At 55.8% G+C, this 16,737-nt stretch carries 15 protein-coding genes; 6 read left to right on the top strand and 9 right to left on the bottom strand.

The window, feature by feature from the left end:
- Nucleotides 1–8: 8 nt before the first annotated feature.
- From cgtA to rplU, 3 genes are all read right to left on the bottom strand, one after another.
- Nucleotides 9–1,235 (bottom strand): Obg family GTPase CgtA, encoded by a 1,227-nt coding sequence (gene cgtA / locus PLU01S_RS06170; RefSeq protein ID WP_074822896.1) that lies wholly within the window; start codon nucleotides 1,233–1,235, stop codon nucleotides 9–11.
- A 107-nt stretch (nucleotides 1,236–1,342) separates the two neighbouring features.
- Nucleotides 1,343–1,600 (bottom strand): 50S ribosomal protein L27, encoded by a 258-nt coding sequence (rpmA, locus tag PLU01S_RS06165; protein WP_010797176.1) that lies wholly within the window; start codon nucleotides 1,598–1,600, stop codon nucleotides 1,343–1,345.
- Between the two features lie 23 nt (nucleotides 1,601–1,623).
- Nucleotides 1,624–1,935, bottom strand: a complete 312-nt coding sequence (rplU, locus tag PLU01S_RS06160; RefSeq protein WP_010797175.1) for a 50S ribosomal protein L21 — start codon at nucleotides 1,933–1,935, stop codon at nucleotides 1,624–1,626.
- A 311-nt stretch (nucleotides 1,936–2,246) separates the two neighbouring features.
- Between rplU and PLU01S_RS06155 the strand changes: the two genes are divergently transcribed.
- A complete protein-coding gene (locus PLU01S_RS06155; RefSeq protein ID WP_074822899.1) occupies nucleotides 2,247–3,218 on the top strand; it encodes a polyprenyl synthetase family protein in 972 nt (323 codons plus the stop codon).
- Nucleotides 3,219–3,380: 162 nt separating this feature from the next.
- Nucleotides 3,381–3,635, top strand: a complete 255-nt coding sequence (locus PLU01S_RS06150; protein ID WP_010797173.1) for a PA4570 family protein — start codon at nucleotides 3,381–3,383, stop codon at nucleotides 3,633–3,635.
- Nucleotides 3,636–3,661: 26 nt separating this feature from the next.
- On the opposite strand, the gene bamJ is transcribed toward PLU01S_RS06150, so the two are convergent.
- From bamJ to PLU01S_RS06125, 5 genes are all read right to left on the bottom strand, one after another.
- On the bottom strand, nucleotides 3,662–4,279 hold the full coding sequence (gene bamJ / locus PLU01S_RS06145; RefSeq protein WP_074822902.1) for a BamJ family beta-barrel-assembly machinery protein: 618 nt from the start codon (nucleotides 4,277–4,279) through the stop codon (nucleotides 3,662–3,664).
- A gap of 113 nt (nucleotides 4,280–4,392) precedes the next feature.
- Nucleotides 4,393–4,710 carry a DUF6482 family protein gene (locus PLU01S_RS06140; protein WP_074822904.1) on the bottom strand — a complete coding sequence of 106 codons (318 nt, stop codon included), beginning with the start codon at nucleotides 4,708–4,710 and terminating at the stop codon, nucleotides 4,393–4,395.
- A 61-nt stretch (nucleotides 4,711–4,771) separates the two neighbouring features.
- Complete coding sequence (locus tag PLU01S_RS06135) at nucleotides 4,772–5,266, bottom strand: TIGR00645 family protein (RefSeq protein WP_010797170.1); 495 nt, start codon at nucleotides 5,264–5,266, stop codon at nucleotides 4,772–4,774.
- 120 nt (nucleotides 5,267–5,386) lie between these two features.
- Nucleotides 5,387–5,728 carry a PA4575 family protein gene (locus PLU01S_RS06130; protein ID WP_010797169.1) on the bottom strand — a complete coding sequence of 114 codons (342 nt, stop codon included), beginning with the start codon at nucleotides 5,726–5,728 and terminating at the stop codon, nucleotides 5,387–5,389.
- A 156-nt stretch (nucleotides 5,729–5,884) separates the two neighbouring features.
- Nucleotides 5,885–8,317 carry a Lon protease family protein gene (locus PLU01S_RS06125; protein ID WP_010797168.1) on the bottom strand — a complete coding sequence of 811 codons (2,433 nt, stop codon included), beginning with the start codon at nucleotides 8,315–8,317 and terminating at the stop codon, nucleotides 5,885–5,887.
- 283 nt (nucleotides 8,318–8,600) lie between these two features.
- On the opposite strand from PLU01S_RS06125, the gene PLU01S_RS06120 reads away from it, so the two are divergent.
- The 3 genes from PLU01S_RS06120 (at nucleotide 8,601) to PLU01S_RS06110 (ending at nucleotide 10,534) form a co-directional block, all read left to right on the top strand.
- Nucleotides 8,601–8,981, top strand: a complete 381-nt coding sequence (locus PLU01S_RS06120) for a hypothetical protein (RefSeq protein WP_074822907.1) — start codon at nucleotides 8,601–8,603, stop codon at nucleotides 8,979–8,981.
- 107 nt (nucleotides 8,982–9,088) lie between these two features.
- Complete coding sequence (gene rhtA, locus PLU01S_RS06115) at nucleotides 9,089–10,036, top strand: threonine/homoserine exporter RhtA (RefSeq protein ID WP_010797166.1); 948 nt, start codon at nucleotides 9,089–9,091, stop codon at nucleotides 10,034–10,036.
- Entirely contained in the window at nucleotides 10,037–10,534 is a 498-nt protein-coding gene (locus PLU01S_RS06110) for a gluconokinase (RefSeq protein ID WP_010797165.1), read from the top strand.
- 47 nt (nucleotides 10,535–10,581) lie between these two features.
- Here the strand turns inward: PLU01S_RS06110 and ettA are convergent, their stop codons facing one another.
- Entirely contained in the window at nucleotides 10,582–12,246 is a 1,665-nt protein-coding gene (gene ettA / locus PLU01S_RS06105) for an energy-dependent translational throttle protein EttA (RefSeq protein WP_010797164.1), read from the bottom strand.
- Nucleotides 12,247–12,542: 296 nt separating this feature from the next.
- On the opposite strand from ettA, the gene PLU01S_RS06100 reads away from it, so the two are divergent.
- Nucleotides 12,543–16,712 (top strand): sensor domain-containing protein, encoded by a 4,170-nt coding sequence (locus tag PLU01S_RS06100; RefSeq protein WP_074822911.1) that lies wholly within the window; start codon nucleotides 12,543–12,545, stop codon nucleotides 16,710–16,712.
- The last annotated feature ends 25 nt before the right edge of the window (nucleotides 16,713–16,737 follow it).

Below are 16,737 nucleotides of genomic sequence, written 5' to 3'. Positions count from 1 at the left end.
AAAGCTCTTTATCTGACATAGATGATCTCTGGTCCTTCACCATCGTCTTCGTCATCATCATCGAAGTCATCGTCGAGACTTTCATCATCGACGCTCTTTATGCCAGCACGACGCAGCGCACGCGCATCGTCCAACGCCTGTAGGCGAGCACGGGCCTCATCCTCGATCTGCTGATCCAGTTCCTGCGCCGCCTCAGCAAAGGCTGGATCTTCAGCGATACGCTCGGCACGCTCATCCAGATAGCGCATGATAGCCTGACACAACGCTTCGGTGCCGTTACGCTCCAGGGCCGAGATCACAAAGACAGGCCCTTCCCAGCTCAGACGCTCAACGACAGCCTTGACCCGAGCATCACGCTCTTCCTCATCCAGGATCTGGTCAGCCTTATTCAGAACCAGCCAGCGGTCACGCTCCATCAGCGCCGGACTGAACTTGTTCAACTCATTGAGAATCGTCTCAGCCGCATCAGCCGGATCGCTTTCATCCAGCGGCGCCATATCGACCAGATGCAATAACAGGCGTGTACGCGCCAAGTGCTTGAGGAAGCGAATCCCCAGCCCTGCACCTTCGGAAGCGCCTTCGATCAAACCGGGAATATCCGCCACAACAAAGCTCTTGAGGCGCCCCACACTCACAACACCCAGATTAGGCACCAACGTTGTAAAAGGGTAGTCCGCCACTTTGGGCTTGGCTGCCGACACCGCCCGGATAAATGTACTCTTGCCAGCATTTGGCAGACCAAGCAGACCTACGTCTGCCAAGACCTTCAACTCAAGCTTGAGATCACGCGCCTCACCAGGCTTACCTTTGGTGGTCTGGCGGGGAGCACGGTTGGTACTGGACTTGAAGCGCGTGTTACCCAACCCGTGCCAGCCGCCTTGCGCTACACGCAGACGCTGTCCCGGCTGGGTCAGATCGCCAATCACTTCCTGGGTGCCCGCATCGATAACAGTCGTACCTACAGGCACTTGGAGAACCAGATCTTCACCCTTGGCACCCGTACAATCCGTACTGCCACCGTTTTCGCCACGCTGCGCCTGGAAACGGCGGGTGTACCGATAATCCACCAGGGTATTGAGGTTGACGTTGGCCTCCAACCATACAGAGCCACCGTCACCACCATCACCACCGTTCGGCCCACCTTTCTCGATGAACTTTTCCCGGCGGAAACTCATCATGCCATTACCGCCATCGCCGGCTTGCACGTGAATGGAAACTTCGTCGACAAACTTCATTAAAACCTCCCGCCGGAGCGGGCCGACTGAAAATAACTGGAAAAGAATAGAATACAGAAACAAAAAAGCCCCGTCGTTAAGACAGGGCTTTTTCGGTGAATCTGCGCTTAGGCAGCAACGACGCTTACATAGCGACGGCCGAAGGCACCCTTCACTTCGAACTTGATCACGCCGTCGACTTTAGCGAACAGAGTGTGATCCTTGCCCAGACCAACGCCGTAACCGGGGTGGAACTGAGTGCCGCGCTGACGCACGATGATGTTACCTGCTTTAACAACCTGGCCGCCGAACAGCTTCACGCCAAGGCGTTTAGATTCTGAATCGCGACCGTTGCGGGTGGAACCGCCAGCTTTTTTGTGTGCCATGTGTCAATTCTCCGAAAAGGCAATCAGGCCTGAATGCCGGTGATTTTGATTTCAGTGAACCACTGACGGTGGCCCTGACGCTTCATGTGATGCTTACGACGACGGAATTTGATGATGCTGACCTTGTCGTGACGACCCTGAGCAACTACTTCAGCAGTTACTTTGGCGCCATCAACTACCGGCAGACCGATCTTGACGTCATCGCCGTTGCCAACCAGCAGAACGCGATCAAAAGTCACGGTTTCGCCAGTTGCGATGTCGAGCTTCTCGACCTTCAGGAATTCACCTTCGGTGACTTTGTGCTGCTTGCCACCGGTAACGATTACTGCGTACATGGAATATCTCCGTTTAACCTGCTCACCCGGTGCTTTATAAAAAGAGTGATTGACCGGCATGGCTGCATGGGGTGGATAGACGCCCAGGCAATTGCGTAAGACAGGGGGTTAACCCTTGGGATTTCAGGGCCAGCAATTCTACGCAAGAAGGGATAATGTAGCAAGGGCTGCACTACTCTGCCTTGACAGTGCCACCCCTCCCCCCTAGCATGCCGCGCAACCCTATTGGAGCCCCGGCAGGTTACGCGCCCAGCGCTCCGCCCCGGCGCGCACTGTGCTGTAACAACGCACCGCACTTGGATACGCCCTACATGACGCAACCCCAGGCCTTTTATCGCGTGGTGGCTGATGATTTCGCCGCAGTCGATGGCATCATTCGCCGACAACTCACCTCCCGCGTGCCCCTGGTCGAAAAAATCGGAGACTACATCGTCTCCGCTGGCGGGAAACGCCTACGTCCCCTCCTGGTCCTGCTGACTGGAAATGCATTGGGCCATAGCGATTACCCGATTCGGCTACTTGCAGCCACCATCGAGTTCCTGCACACCTCAACCCTGCTGCACGATGACGTTGTCGATGCCTCAGGTCTACGTCGCGGACGCTCAACGGCCAATGCCCTTTGGGGTAATGCCCCTAGCGTGCTGGTGGGTGATTTTCTCTATGCCCGCTCCTTCGAGATGATGGTCGAGCTGGGGTCCATGGAGGTCATGCGCATTATCTCCCAGGCAACACGCGTTATTGCCGAAGGGGAAGTGCTACAGCTTTCCAAGGTCCGTGACGCCAGCACAACCGAAGAGATCTATATGGAGGTCATTCGTGGCAAGACCGCCATGCTGTTCGAAGCGTCAACACACAGTGCTGCGGCCCTGTGTGGCGCCTCAAGTGCGCAGGCAGAGTCCCTTCGGCAGTTTGGGGATTATCTTGGCATCGCCTTCCAGCTGGTCGATGACCTGCTGGATTACCGCGGCGACGCTACGACGCTAGGCAAGAATGTGGGTGATGACCTGGCAGAGGGTAAGCCTACCCTTCCCCTGATCGTAACCATGCGAGAAGGCACCGAGGAACAGGCGACCCTGGTTCGCAAGGCCATTCAGCAAGGTGGCAGCAAGGACCTGGAAGGTATTCGCAATGCAGTCGAAGCCGCCGGCGCGCTTGACTACACCGCCAATCTGGCACGTGACTATGCCGAGCGGGCCATTGCCTGCCTGGAGAGCCTGCCTGACAGCGTTCACCGTGATGCGCTCATCGAGCTAAGCCAATTTGCAGTAGCGCGTACACACTGATATAGCAACCAAAAAGAACGCCACCTGCCGTCAGGCACGTGGCGTTTTTTTATGTCTGTTATGTGCTGCTGGTCGCCTTGGCCAGAAAAATTCGGATTAACCCTTGATTAATCAATAACAAGAATTATTCTCATTCATACACCTGATATGGAGGGATATGTCATGACTTATTTGATCGATGCCTGGCTGGACCGCCCACACCCCTACCTTCGCATACTCAATCGCGAGACTGGACAGGTATGCGTTGTACTGGATGAAGACGCATTGAATGAACTGTGGGAGATGGGCGAGCTTGATGTGCAAAGTTTGAGCAGCAGCGAACCTGCTCGCCAAAAGGAACAGGTCCGCCAACTCTTTCTGTTCTGCTATGCACGTGCCTTGCGGCCGGAGGACAGCAGTCAGCAGAGCTTTGGCTAAGCTGGTCTTGCGGTCAGCCCTAAGACTCAGAGAATCTCGAGCAGCTCTACATCGAAGACCAGTACGCTATGGGGCGGGATACTGCCAACACCTTGAGCGCCATAAGCCAGCTCACTCGGCACGGTTAGGCGCCATTTGCTGCCTACACTCATCAGCTGCAACGCTTCGGTCCAGCCTGCAATGACGCCACCGACGGGAAATTCGGCAGGCTGGCCACGTTCATAAGAGCTGTCAAAGACGCTGCCGTTGATCAGGGTGCCATGGTAATGGGTACGCACATGACTCTGGCGGCTAGGCTTGTCGCCCTGCCCTTCAACCAGCACTTCGTATTGAAGGCCAGAAGGCAACAGCACAACGCCGTCGCGCTTGGCGTTTTCCAGCAGGTAGGCGGCACCGGTTTCTGCGGCTGCAGCAGCCTTGGCCTGCGCTTCAGCCTGCATACGCTCGCGAATGTGTTTGAAGCTGTCATTCAGATCATCAACCGACACACGACTGTCTTGCTCGGTGTAGGCATCCGACAAACCCGCCAGCACAGCCTCAAGAGACATGCCAGGTACCGGATTCTGACGAAGCTGATCGCCCAGTTGACGGCCAATGCCGTAGCTCACACGACTTTCATGCGTGTCCAGATTGAGTTCGCTCATTAGTTACCTCGGCTACAAAACGCCCAGCCTAACACAGACGACTGCAAGGCTTGGCGTGCATGCGGCAGGTAAATGACGGGTGATACTGTCTCTCTTTGAGCTACCGCTCAGGCTCAAACGCTTACTTCACCGTTACGGTTGAAACCAAGGCGCGTCTTTAAAGGCGCCTCGCTACGCGGCGCAGCGCCCACCATTTCGTCATAGGGAGAATACTGCACAAGGTAGAAGGGAAGCTCCGGTATCTCCCTGAGCACATGCTGGGCATGGCCGGGCGAGCGCAGGTGCATGGTCTTGCCATCGTTTTCCTGAAGGCAGCTGCGAGTCTCTACGCCGAGTATGTCAAGGATATAGAACCCTCCTTCCAGCGATAGAAGGTTGAGTTCCTGAATGCGACCTGCCTGGGCTAATGCCTTTAACTCTTCGAGTCTCATAGCGCCTCCGGGAAAGTAGCTGCCAGCACGGCTAACAACTGTCTTGACCTCTTACGACCCGTTAATGGTCATGCTTGGTGAGCTTGTCTAGATAACCCATGGCAAATGCCGAGAGCACGAAGGTCAGGTGAATGATCACGTACCATTTCAGATAGGTGGTATCGACATTTTTTGCGTCCATGAAGATTCGCAGCAAGTGAATCGATGAAATCGCAACAATGGAAGCGGCGACCTTGTTCTTCAATGAACTGGAATCCATTTTGCCGAGCCAACTGAGTTTTTCCTTGTCATCTCCCAATTCAAGTTGAGACACAAAGTTCTCGTAGCCTGACAGCATGACCATGACTAGCAAACCGCCCACCAGAGCCATATCGATCAGCGACAGGACCAACAGGATCAGATCTGCTTCAGTTTGTTCGAATATATGCGGGAGTAAATGAAAGATTTCCTGGAAAAACTTGATGGCCAGCATGACCAGGGCTAGCGAAAGACCAAAATAGATAGGTGCCAGCAGCCAGCGGGCAGCATACATAGCATTTTCGAAAAAGCGTTCCATGTAACTCGCTCATGACAAGTGATCCGGCGAGTATACCGGCGCATACCGCCCCGACAAACGCCTGGAACGGTACAAATCATGGCAAATCATGAGAGGCCCAACCCTTTTGGGCCAATTTGCTCACAGCTCGGGTCGAGCTTGGTACTTCATGACAGGTTGTGCACGTTCTCCGTTCATTCGACGGAGTTCACCTTGAATGTGCAAGCGCCAGATCTGTGGATCAGACGCAGGAACATAGCCTTGTTCCTGCAGATTCTCGGCAATCGCTGCCATGACTGCCTCAGCGACAACCGGTCCGTGAAAAGGCCCTTGCGCTTTGATCGCCGTTGGATGCTGACCCGTTAGGCCAGCAGCACACAGTAAAGTCCACATTCCTGGCTGATGAGCCAGTGGTTTGACTTCACATTCGATACGGGTAACAAGACCCAGGCAAGGACGAATTAGAGTGATGCTGCGCGGCATGGCATCTTCCTCGATCTGTTTTTTCTAATAAGCCTGTCGTGCCCGAGGAGTTATCGAGGAGCGATAACGAACTTCAGCAGCGCAAGCCAGCTGCGGTGTGCCATGACCCGCAAGCCATGGCACATCTCTCATTCTTCCGACCTGACCGCTATGTACTCAGTTCTCGTCGTGCGTGTCCTTTTTGCTCTTATCTTTCAATTTGTCGGCCAGTTCATCTTCTATCTCAAGTTCAGCGATGTCTTTAAGCCGCTCGACAACCCGAGCATTCACGCTGCCCTCAGGAAAACGTCCTTGTGCGTCTGGTGCACCTGCCGGCTCACCGACCAGAAGGCTTAGCGCTTCGTCTGCCTGACGAACGGCATAGATGTGGAAGCGCCCCTCTCTAACCGCCTCTACCACGCGCTCATCAAGCATGAGGTTGATTACATTGGCCCTAGGAATGATCACACCTTGCTCGCCGGTGAGGCCGCGTGCAGCACATAGGCGGAAGAAGCCTTCGATTTTTTCGTTGACGCCGCCAACAGGCTGCACCTCACCAAACTGATTAATGGAGCCGGTTATGGCAAAACACTGCTTCAACGGCGTACGTGAAAGCGCGGAAATCAAGGTGCAGGCTTCTCCCAGAGAGGCGCTATCACCATCCACATAGCCATAGGACTGCTCAAGGGCAATACTGGCAGAAATGGCCAAAGGGAATTCTTGGGCGTAGCGACTTCCCAGATAGCCTGTCAGGATCATCACACCCTTGGAGTGGATCGGCTGCCCAAGACTGACCTCTCGCTCGATATCGAGAATGCCACTGGCGCCGGGATAGACCGTAGCGGAGATACGCGCTGGCATACCAAAGGCCGAGTCTGCTACCTCAAGGACGGTTAGGCCGTTGCATTTACCGACTGCGGCGCCTTCTGTATCAATCAGGATCTGACCCGCCATGATGTCGTCCAGCACACGGGCCGAGACACGACCTGTACGGGTTTCCTTGGCTTTCAAGGCACGCTCTACGTGGCCTCGATCGGTCACTTCGTCGCCTGCCAGCTGGCGAATGAAATCCGCCTCGCTGACCAGTTGGAATAGATCACCGATTCGAGCCGACAATCGCCCCTGATGCTCTGCCAGACGAGCACTGTAAGTGGCAAGACGCGCAACTGCCGTTGCGGTCAGGGGCGCCATGCCCTCTTCGGAGGTCCGTGTTTTAAGGAGCTGTGCAAACTGCTCGAGACTGTCGTCACGCAGCGGAATCTCTTCATCAAAGTCCACCAGCACACGAAACATCTCCTGGAACTCCGAGTCGAGCTCCTGAAGGGTGTAATAGAGCTGCCGTGAGCCAATGATAATGACCTTGATGTTTAGTGGAATAACCTGGGGCGTCAGGCTGACGGTCGCAAAGCGACCAAGATCAGCCAGCGGCGACTCCATCTTGAGCTGACGTGAATGCAGGGCACGCTTCAGGGCATCCCAGACAAAGGGTTCGGTAAGCAGTTTTTCCGCCTCGACGATCAGAAAGCCGCCGTTGGCCCGGTGCAGTGCCCCTGGACGCAACTGTCGGTAGCTGGTGTAGAGCGCGCCTTGATCAGAGCTGTACTCGATGCGACCGAACAGATTGTCGTAGGTGGGATGGGGCTCGAAAATGACCGGTGCACCACTGGTTGCATGGTGCCCAATAACCAGATTGGGCAGGTATTGCTCTTTCAGATCCTTACGGCGCTGTGTGTCCGTTTTGGCATCGTCGATCAGCAGATCGACCACCGTTTTAAGCAGGTCGACCTGCATGGCCTGCAAATAGGCACACACACCCGGGTTGTCATTGTATTTCTCAACCAGCGGAGCCAGCAGCGGCTGGAGAGCCAACGTGATGGTCTCTTCATTCAGGCGGCGCAGCTCATTGCTGGATTCGCGACGCCATTGCGGCAGACTGGCAAGCTCCTCATTGAGCCGCTCCTCTAGTGAGGATATATCGGCATGGAACTGTTCGCGCTCTGCTTCAGGCAACTGGGCGAATTCAGCCTCATCCAGGGCCTTGCCCTCCTTCATGGGCGTAAAGGCAATATTGGTACTGTCGCGGTAGAGCGCTACGCTTTTTTCCAACGCTGCACGTTCTACCGCATCCAGCGCCTGGTCGTAGCGCTGGTTGAAGGCTCGATCGATGGCGCTCTTTTTCTGCTGATAGGCAGGATGCTCGAACACGGCTGGAAATGTGGAGAGCAGGTTATCGATCAGCTGCTCGATATCAGCGATGAAGTCATCGCCATTGCCTGGGGTCAGCTCGACAGCACGGGGCTCGCGCAGCTCTTCGAAATTGTTCAGGTAGGCCCAGTCCGAGGGCGTAGGCAAGCGCTTGCCTTCCGCTTTCAGGAACCGTTGCACGAAGGAAAACCGTCCCGTTCCCGGCTCTCCCATGACATATACGTTATAGCCTGGACGTGGCATCGCCACACCAAACTGCAGGGCCTCTACAGCGCGCTCCTGCCCGAGAATACCCCGGAATGGGTCTAGCTCATCGGTAGTACTAAAGGACAGCTGGGCGGGATCAAAGGGACTGGTCAATTCGTCAGGTGCCAGGCGCAGGCCGGCAGCTACAGGATCATGCATCGGAAATCCTTGTGTCGTTCGGACATATCTGTCCGCATTCTGGCGTTGCGAGCCGGATAAGAGCAAGGCATGGCACTGCCTACCCGGTCATCATGGCACACGAAGCGGTCACACCGTTTTGACGAATTTGTGACATGGAAGTGCCTAACTTCAGAAATAACACCGACTCGCCAGTCCGGGGCTACGCTTAAGGGAAGGGAGCAGGAAAAGAAACAGGTTATGCGCAGTCAATCCAAGGGTCTTCGTACTGCGCCAGCGACGAAGTTTGCGCAGGAGTAAGACCATGTGGATGAGAATGTTATTGGCTGTAACGCTACTTACCGGGCTGAGCGGCTGTGAGAGCTACCATGACCAGTTGGTTGCAAAGGGTTATCCACTTCCTTATGCCGATGGCTATCACGACGGGTGTCTGACAGGTAAACAGGCGGTAAATGGCATTGGGGCCCTCCATAAGAACGTCCCCCGCTATGACCAGGAGCGTTATTACGCGCAGGGGTGGGAGGACGGCTACCGCCAGTGTGCCAGCACGGCTCAGAACGAACAGACCCGTCGCTACTATGAAGAACATTGGAGTGAGCACGAGGAGGACTGGGAACGCAGCAAACGCCGTGGAATGGCCCGGGCCCTGCGCGGCGACAGCAAGGAACAGAAAGACAGCAATTGAACGCACATCAGAAACATCCGACGCTCTGGCGTGACGCTACTAAGTAGTGCTCGCTTTGGCTTTCCCATTCTGCTATTGCTCAATCAAAACGGATAAGCACTAGCAGAATGTCTCAACTAAACGCTCGCCCCCTGGCTACTCTCATACCGGTCTGCCTGTTACTGGTGGCAATGATCTCTCTTCAAAGCAGCGCCAGCTTGGCCAAAAGTCTTTTCCCTGTCCTGGGTCCGATTGGTGTAACCGCGCTGCGCCTTCTCTTTTCCGCCCTGCTGCTTGTAGCTGTTCTTCGACCGTGGAAAGTCCTTGGCAAAGGGAAGCCATGGAAATCTCTGGTCGTATATGGCATTGCCCTAGGCATCATGAATGTTTCGATTTATCTGGCCATGCAGCGGATTCCCATTGGAATCGCAGTCGCCCTTGAGTTCACAGGCCCCCTGGCTGTCGCCATAATTGCCTCTCGCCGGCTGATCGATTTTGTCTGGATCATCCTGGCCATTTTAGGGCTGGTATTGCTTTTGCCGGTCGGGCATGCTGCCAGCGGTGTAGATCTACTGGGCGCGTTTTTCGCCTTGCTGGCAGGTGCCTGCTGGGCCCTCTACATTGTATTCGGCAAGAAAGCCGGGGCCGTCTATGGTGCGAGCACCGTTGCGCTGGGCTCGTGCATCGCAGCACTGGGAGTTCTGCCACTTGGACTTTATGAGACAGGTCCCGGTCTGTTTGCGGTGGAAACACTGCCGGTCATTCTGGCAATCGCCGTCATGTCCTCCGCGCTCCCCTACGTTCTGGAAATGATGGCGCTGACAAAGTTGCCTACCCAGACCTTTGGCACCTTGATGAGCCTGTCACCGGCCTTGGGTGCCCTGTCAGGCTTTATCTTTCTCGGCGAAACATTGACCCTCGGCCAATGGACGGCGCTGGCCTGTATTGTAGCTGCCTCTATCGGGACGACACTTACCATCGGGAAATCTTCTGATGCACCTCCCCCTGAATCCGGGGAGGCGCTTGCGGGTGAAGGGACTACCCTTAAAGGATCGAAACCCAATCGTGGAGGATGAATGATTTATCTGATCATGGGTGTATCTGGCAGTGGAAAAACCACTATAGGGGAACGCCTGGCCCAGCGTCTGGGCTGCCAGTTTTCCGATGCCGACGAGTTCCACAGCGACGCCAACCGGCAAAAAATGGCCAAGGGCATTCCTCTTGATGATGAGGACCGCTGGCCGTGGCTGGATGCCATTCGCACTGCGATGCAGGATGCCCATCGCCATCAGCGAACCCAGGTATTTGCCTGCTCAGCCCTGAAGAAGCAGTACCGGGAACGGCTGCAAACCGCCACCGACGGGATCGTTCTGGTCTTTTTGAATGGACCGGCCGAGGTACTCAGCGAGCGCATCCTCAATCGACGCGGGCACTTTTTCGATCCACGGCTACTACAAAGTCAGATCGACACACTTGAGCCGCCCGGTGAGCAAGAGGCGCTACTGGTTGATATTCGCCAGTCTCCGGATGAAATCATAGACAGCATTCTCCGGGCCACTCAGCACAAGAAATAAAAAAGGCCGCAGCATTACGCGGCGGCCTTTGGGTACAAAAGGGCTGATCAGCTCAGCTTTTTGTACTTCACCCGCTTGGGCTGCGTGGCAGCATCGCCAAGACGCTTCTTGCGATCCGCTTCGTACTCAGTGTAGTTCCCTTCGAAGAACACCACCTGAGAGTTATCTTCGTAGGAAAGGATATGAGTGGCGATACGGTCGAGGAACCAGCGATCGTGCGAGATCACGATGGCGGTGCCCGGGAAGTCCAGCAATGCTTCTTCCAGTGCGCGCAGGGTTTCGATGTCGAGGTCGTTGGACGGTTCGTCCAACAGCAGTACGTTACCGCCCTGCTTTAGCGTCAGCGCCATATGCAAGCGGCCACGCTCACCACCGGACAGGTCCTTGACGAACTTCTGCTGATCGGCACCCTTGAAGTTGAAGCGACCGACATAGCCGCGGGAAGGCACTTCATAGTTACCCACGCGAATCATGTCCAGACCATCGGAGACCTGCTCCCATACGGTCTTGTTGCCTTCCAGGCTATCGCGACTCTGATCGACACTGGCGATCTGTACGGTTTCACCGATCTCGATGGTGCCCGAATCTGGCTGCTCTTTGCCGGTGATCATGCGGAACAGTGTGGATTTACCGGCACCGTTACCCCCGATCACACCAACAATCGCGCCCTTGGGCACACTGAAGCTCAGATTATCGATCAGAACGCGATCACCGTAGCCCTTGGTGACGTTATGGAACTCGATAACCTTGTCACCCAGGCGCGGGCCAGCCGGGATGTAGATCTCGTTGGTCTCGCTGCGCTTCTGGAATTCCTGAGATTGCAATTCCTCGAAACGCTGCAGACGAGCCTTGGACTTGGACTGACGGGCCTTGGCACCGGAGCGCACCCACTCCAGTTCCGCTTTCATGGCCTTCTGGTGAGCCGCTTCCTGCTTGGCTTCCTGCGCCAGACGGTTGGCTTTGGATTCCAGCCAGCCGGAGTAGTTACCTTCGAACGGGATACCATGGCCACGGTCCAGTTCGAGAATCCAGCCAGCCACGTTGTCCAGGAAGTAGCGGTCATGCGTGATGGCTACGACAGTACCAGCGAAGTCGTGCAGGAAGTGCTCGAGCCAGGCAACGGAATCGGCGTCCAGGTGGTTGGTAGGCTCGTCGAGCAACAGCATGTCAGGTGCAGACAGCAGCAGACGGCACAGCGCCACGCGACGCTTTTCACCACCGGACAGGTGCTCGATCTTCGCATCCCATGGCGGCAGGCGCAGGGCGTCGGCGGCCACTTCCAGCTGCCGCTCGAGATTGTGGCCGTCAGAGGCCTGAATGATGGCTTCCAGACGCGCCTGCTCGGCAGCCAGCGCATCAAAGTCGGCATCCGGCTCGGCATAAGCGGCGTATACTTCGTTCAGGCGATCCTGAGCGTCCTTGATCGCACCAACGGCCTCTTCGACAATGTCCCGAACCGTCTTGCTCGGATCGAGCTGCGGCTCCTGCGGAAGATAACCTACGTTGATACCGGGCATCGGGCGAGCTTCGCCGTCGATCTCCGTATCGACCCCGGCCATGATGCGCAACAGGGTAGACTTACCCGCACCATTCAAGCCCAGCACGCCGATCTTGGCGCCAGGAAAGAAGGACAGGGAGATGTCTTTCAAAATCTCTCGCTTCGGGGGCACGATCTTGCTGACCCGATGCATGGAGTAAACGTATTGAGCCATGGATGAACCTTGGTACTGATGCAAAAGTAGGCGAATAGTATGGCGGGACTGAGCCAAGCTGTCGAAGTCCCTCACACACTATTTGATGGATTGCAGGTTATCGCTTCAGACGACAGCCAAACAATCATTTAAGAATCTGCACCCCGCGGGCGATAACGCAAAGGATATCCCAAATTCTCTTTTGTAATGGTGGACAGGATGATGACGATACCCTCCATGAGCGCCTCACCCAGTGACAGGACTGTCTATAGCGTGTGCGGTTGTCGCTTGTAACTGCACTCTTTTGGAAAACCGATGTGAAAGCTTCTGCCGGCCTACCTTTACAAAACCTGCTGACGCGCTCTCCTGCACTCCGTATGTTGAAGTGGGTGCTGGCTGGGCTGATTCTGTTATTGCTGGGTGTATTGTCCTGGCAACTCCATAAGGAGCTGAATCAGCGAAGTGCCATGCTGGGCAGCTTCGCTCGGGAGCAGAGCCTGCAAAAGGCCGAATATATCGAGCAAGCCCTTGCGTTTCTTGCTCACCAAGCGGCAGCAGAGCTTGATGACGTAACGCCGGAGACAGGCATCGAGGCGCTACCGGCACAGTTGCAGGCTATCTATCCCAAGGCCAACCACCTCTATTGGGTTCCAGCCGGCGCGCTTGAAGACCCGTCCTTATTTCCGTCAGCAGTCGACCCAAACTACCTGAGCCCTGCCCTACGACGTTTGGAGGCGAGACTGTTTTATTACGGCTATACGCCTCACGATGGTAGCTATGTGCTCCTTAGGCAGAAAAGCCAGAGCGATCAGGGCTGGTGGCTGATCACGGGCGAAGCCGGGTTGGGGCTGGAAAGGCTGAAAAACCACACCCATGAACTGATCTGGACTATTACAGACAAGGCAAGCGGCGCCACGTTGGCCAGGGATATGCCTGAGGAGCCTGCCGTTTCGGACAGCCAGACCTTTGCCCTCACATTGGATGGCACCAACTGGCAGCTCCGTAGCCATTTGAGCCCTTCGGTCCTGACCTGGAAAACCCTGTTTTTGTGGCGAGTTGCCACGTTTGTGTTGCTGACCCTATGCGCGTCCCTTCTGGTGTACTGCCTGCAGCGGGAGCAATCCGGCTTTCATCTTTCCTCACGCTCGTCACGGCAGAGCCTGCGCCTGATGATGCAAGCCCTGAATGCGGTAGATGAGTGCGTACTGGTCACCTATGAAGAGGGCCGCCTGCTTTACCTCAACCGGAAAGCCTCTCTTCTTTTGGGCATCGAACAGACAGATGCGGAGCAGCACACCTTGAGGGGTCTGCTCCCTGCACTAGACCTATCGACTCCGCAAGAGGCCGACAAGGATTGGATCGTCGAGCTACCCCAACCTGACGGCCAGCGCAGACTGTTTGCCGTCAGCCGCTACGGCGTAGGCTCGAATCGTTCCTTGGAGGAACTGGAAGATCATACGTCAGCCTTTACCGGGTGCGCCTGGATACTGCGGGACGTCACTGAGCAGCAGCAGGCGCTCCGGACGATAGAAAGTACACGCCAGCGCTACCAGAGCATTTTCGAAGGCATCAACACCGGCATTTGTGTATTGGACTTCTCCCGCCTGCAGCAGGTCCTGCTAGCACATCACATCACAAGTGCCCGGACGTTCTATCAATGGCTTGAGATCAATCCTTCACGGGGCCACGAGCTGCTTGGCCTGATTCGCATCACTGAAATGAATCAGATGGCGCTGACCCTGCTAGGCATTACGACCATTGATCAGGCACTGGCCAACCTGATCGGCGATAGCAAACCCAACGCCCATGGCAAGCGCATGAAGATGATTGCCGCGCTGGCTGAAGGACAGCAGACCCTGGATGTGGAAGGCCGCCTCATAACACCGCAAGGCGATCGCCATCTCTGGTTCTCTGTCCACCTTCCTCCGGCAGAAATGGGATACGAGGCCGTACCGCTGAGCATAACGGATGTATCACGGCGCAAACGCACCGAACTCTCGCTGATCGAACGGGAGCGCTTCTGGTCCGACTTGGTCAAAGCGGCGCCGGACACGCTTTATACCTATGACCTCAAGACCCAGACCATTGATTATCAAAACCATCCGCTGGGACTCAAGCTTGGTTATAGCGAAGCCGAACTGGACGCGTTGGGCCCGGACTACCTGACCACGCTCCTGCATCCGGATGACCATGAGTTGTACGAGCGCCTGCGCACCATGCGGCAGATCATTCAGGAAGGCCAGGTGAACGACTGCCTGGTTCGCTGGCATCACAAGAATGGCCACTGGTGCTGGTTCGATCTGCGCGAGCAGGCGTTTCAACGTGACAGCCAGGGCCAGATGCGCCAGATCATCGGCCTTGCACTGGATGTCACCGAGATGGTCAACGCCAATGATCTGCTGCGTGACCAGGAGCGTCGCTATCGCCTGCTGGCGGAAAGTATCAGCGACATCATTTTCAGCACGGACCAACAGTTGGCTATCAACTACATAAGCCCTTCGGCTGAAAACCTTCTGGGCTACAAACTCGAAACGCTTTACCAGCTCAACCCCTATGATCTGGCCACGCACTCCCAGCAACTCAAGAAACTGCGGGACTGGATAAAAAAGCTGCGTCGATCGCTTGGGTCAGCTCAGCTGATGGCGGAGGTAGATCAGGAAGCCAGTCAGGTCATTATCCTGGACTGCCTCCACGCCGACGGGCACAAGTTAAGCCTGGAAATGCGTCTGGAAACGCTATGGGACAAGCATGGTCGTTTCGAAGGGCTGCTGGGCATCTGCCGGGACATCACGGCCCAGCGACGCGCGGAAAAAGACATGCGGATGGCCGCTACCGTTTTCGATCACTCGGCAGCCGCCATTCTGGTCACCGATCCGGCCGGTTACATCGTACGCGTCAACCAGATGTTCACCCGTATGACCGGTTACGAGCCAGAGGAAGTCATCGACCAGCAACCGCGCATGCTATGTGCAGACCTTCAGGAAGCCAACCAGCTCTCTCATATCATGAACCATATGGCGGTACAGGGCAGCTGGGAAGGTGAACTGTGGCAAAAGCGCAAGGATGGTGAGCCGTACCCGTCCTGGATCGGCATTACCGGCGTACGCGACGATGAAGGTGATCTGGTCAGCTTCGTGTGTTTCTTCGTGGATATCAGTGAGCGCAAGGCCAGTGAGCGACATATTCACCGTCTGGCCTATTACGATGCCCTGACGCTCCTGCCAAACCGCACGCTGTTCCAGGATCGCCTCCACACTGCATTGGAGCAGGCGGTTCACCATGCCAGCTGGGTTGTGCTGATGTTCCTAGATTTGGATCGTTTCAAGCCGATCAACGATTCGTTGGGGCATGCTGCTGGCGACCGAATGCTCAAGGAGGTAGCTGTACGCCTAACCGCCTGTGTAGGAACGGAGGATAGCGTGGCTCGCATGGGTGGCGATGAGTTCACCTTGCTGCTGGCCAATCTAGGTAGTCGGGAGGAGGCCATGGCCTGTGCTATCCGCGTGGCCGAAAATATCCTGGAAAGCCTGTCCGAAGCATTTATTCTGGAAAATCGTGAGTTTTTCGTCAGCGCCAGTATCGGGATCGCGCTATCGCCTCAGGATGGCAGTGAACTCAGTCAGCTAATGAAAAACGCGGACACGGCGATGTACCACGCCAAGGAGATGGGCAAGAACAACTTCCAGTTCTACCAGGCGGAAATGAACGCCCGTGCGCTGGAGCGCATCGAGCTTGAAGCCGATCTGCGACACGCCTTGCTGCAAAATGAATTTACCCTGCATTACCAGCCGCAGTACCGGTGCTCCAATGGTCAGCTGACCGGCCTTGAAGCCCTGCTCCGCTGGAGCAACCCGCGCCGCGGCAACGTCTCGCCTGTCGATTTCATTCCAGTGCTCGAAGAAACCGGTTTGATCATTCAGGTTGGGGATTGGGTCATCAAGGAAGCCTGCCGCCAGCTGCGCGTCTGGCATGATAATAAAGTTCGTATACCGAAGGTTTCTGTCAACCTTTCGGCTCGTCAGTTTGCGGATAACCGCCTGGGCGAACATATCGCCAAGATCTTGCAGGAAGTAGGTTTACCACCCGCCTGCCTTGAGCTTGAGCTGACGGAAAGTATTCTCATGCAAAACGTGGATGATGCGCTGATGACACTCAAAAGCCTGAAAGAGCTGGGTGTATGCATTTCGGTAGATGACTTTGGAACCGGCTACTCCTCGCTTAACTACCTGAAGCAGCTTCCCATCGACATTCTCAAAATCGACCGCAGCTTTGTGGATGGCTTGCCCTATGGAGAGCAGGATGCCCAGATTGCGCGCGCCATCATTGCCATGGCCCACAGCCTCAACCTGTCGGTCATTGCCGAAGGGGTGGAAAATGAAGAGCAGCTCAAATTCCTGCGTGACCATGAATGCGACGAGGTTCAGGGGTATCTGTTCGACAAACCGCTGTCACCCGAGCTGATCGAGGCCCGATTGCGGCTGATGTAGCCGCCATGAATGCTGTGCGACCGCT

It is taken from the genome of Pseudomonas luteola NBRC 103146 (assembly GCF_002091675.1).
Lineage (GTDB): Bacteria > Pseudomonadota > Gammaproteobacteria > Pseudomonadales > Pseudomonadaceae > Chryseomonas > Chryseomonas luteola.
The sequence above is the reverse complement of the archived record's forward strand: the minus strand, read 5'-3'. Positions and strand labels throughout refer to the sequence as shown.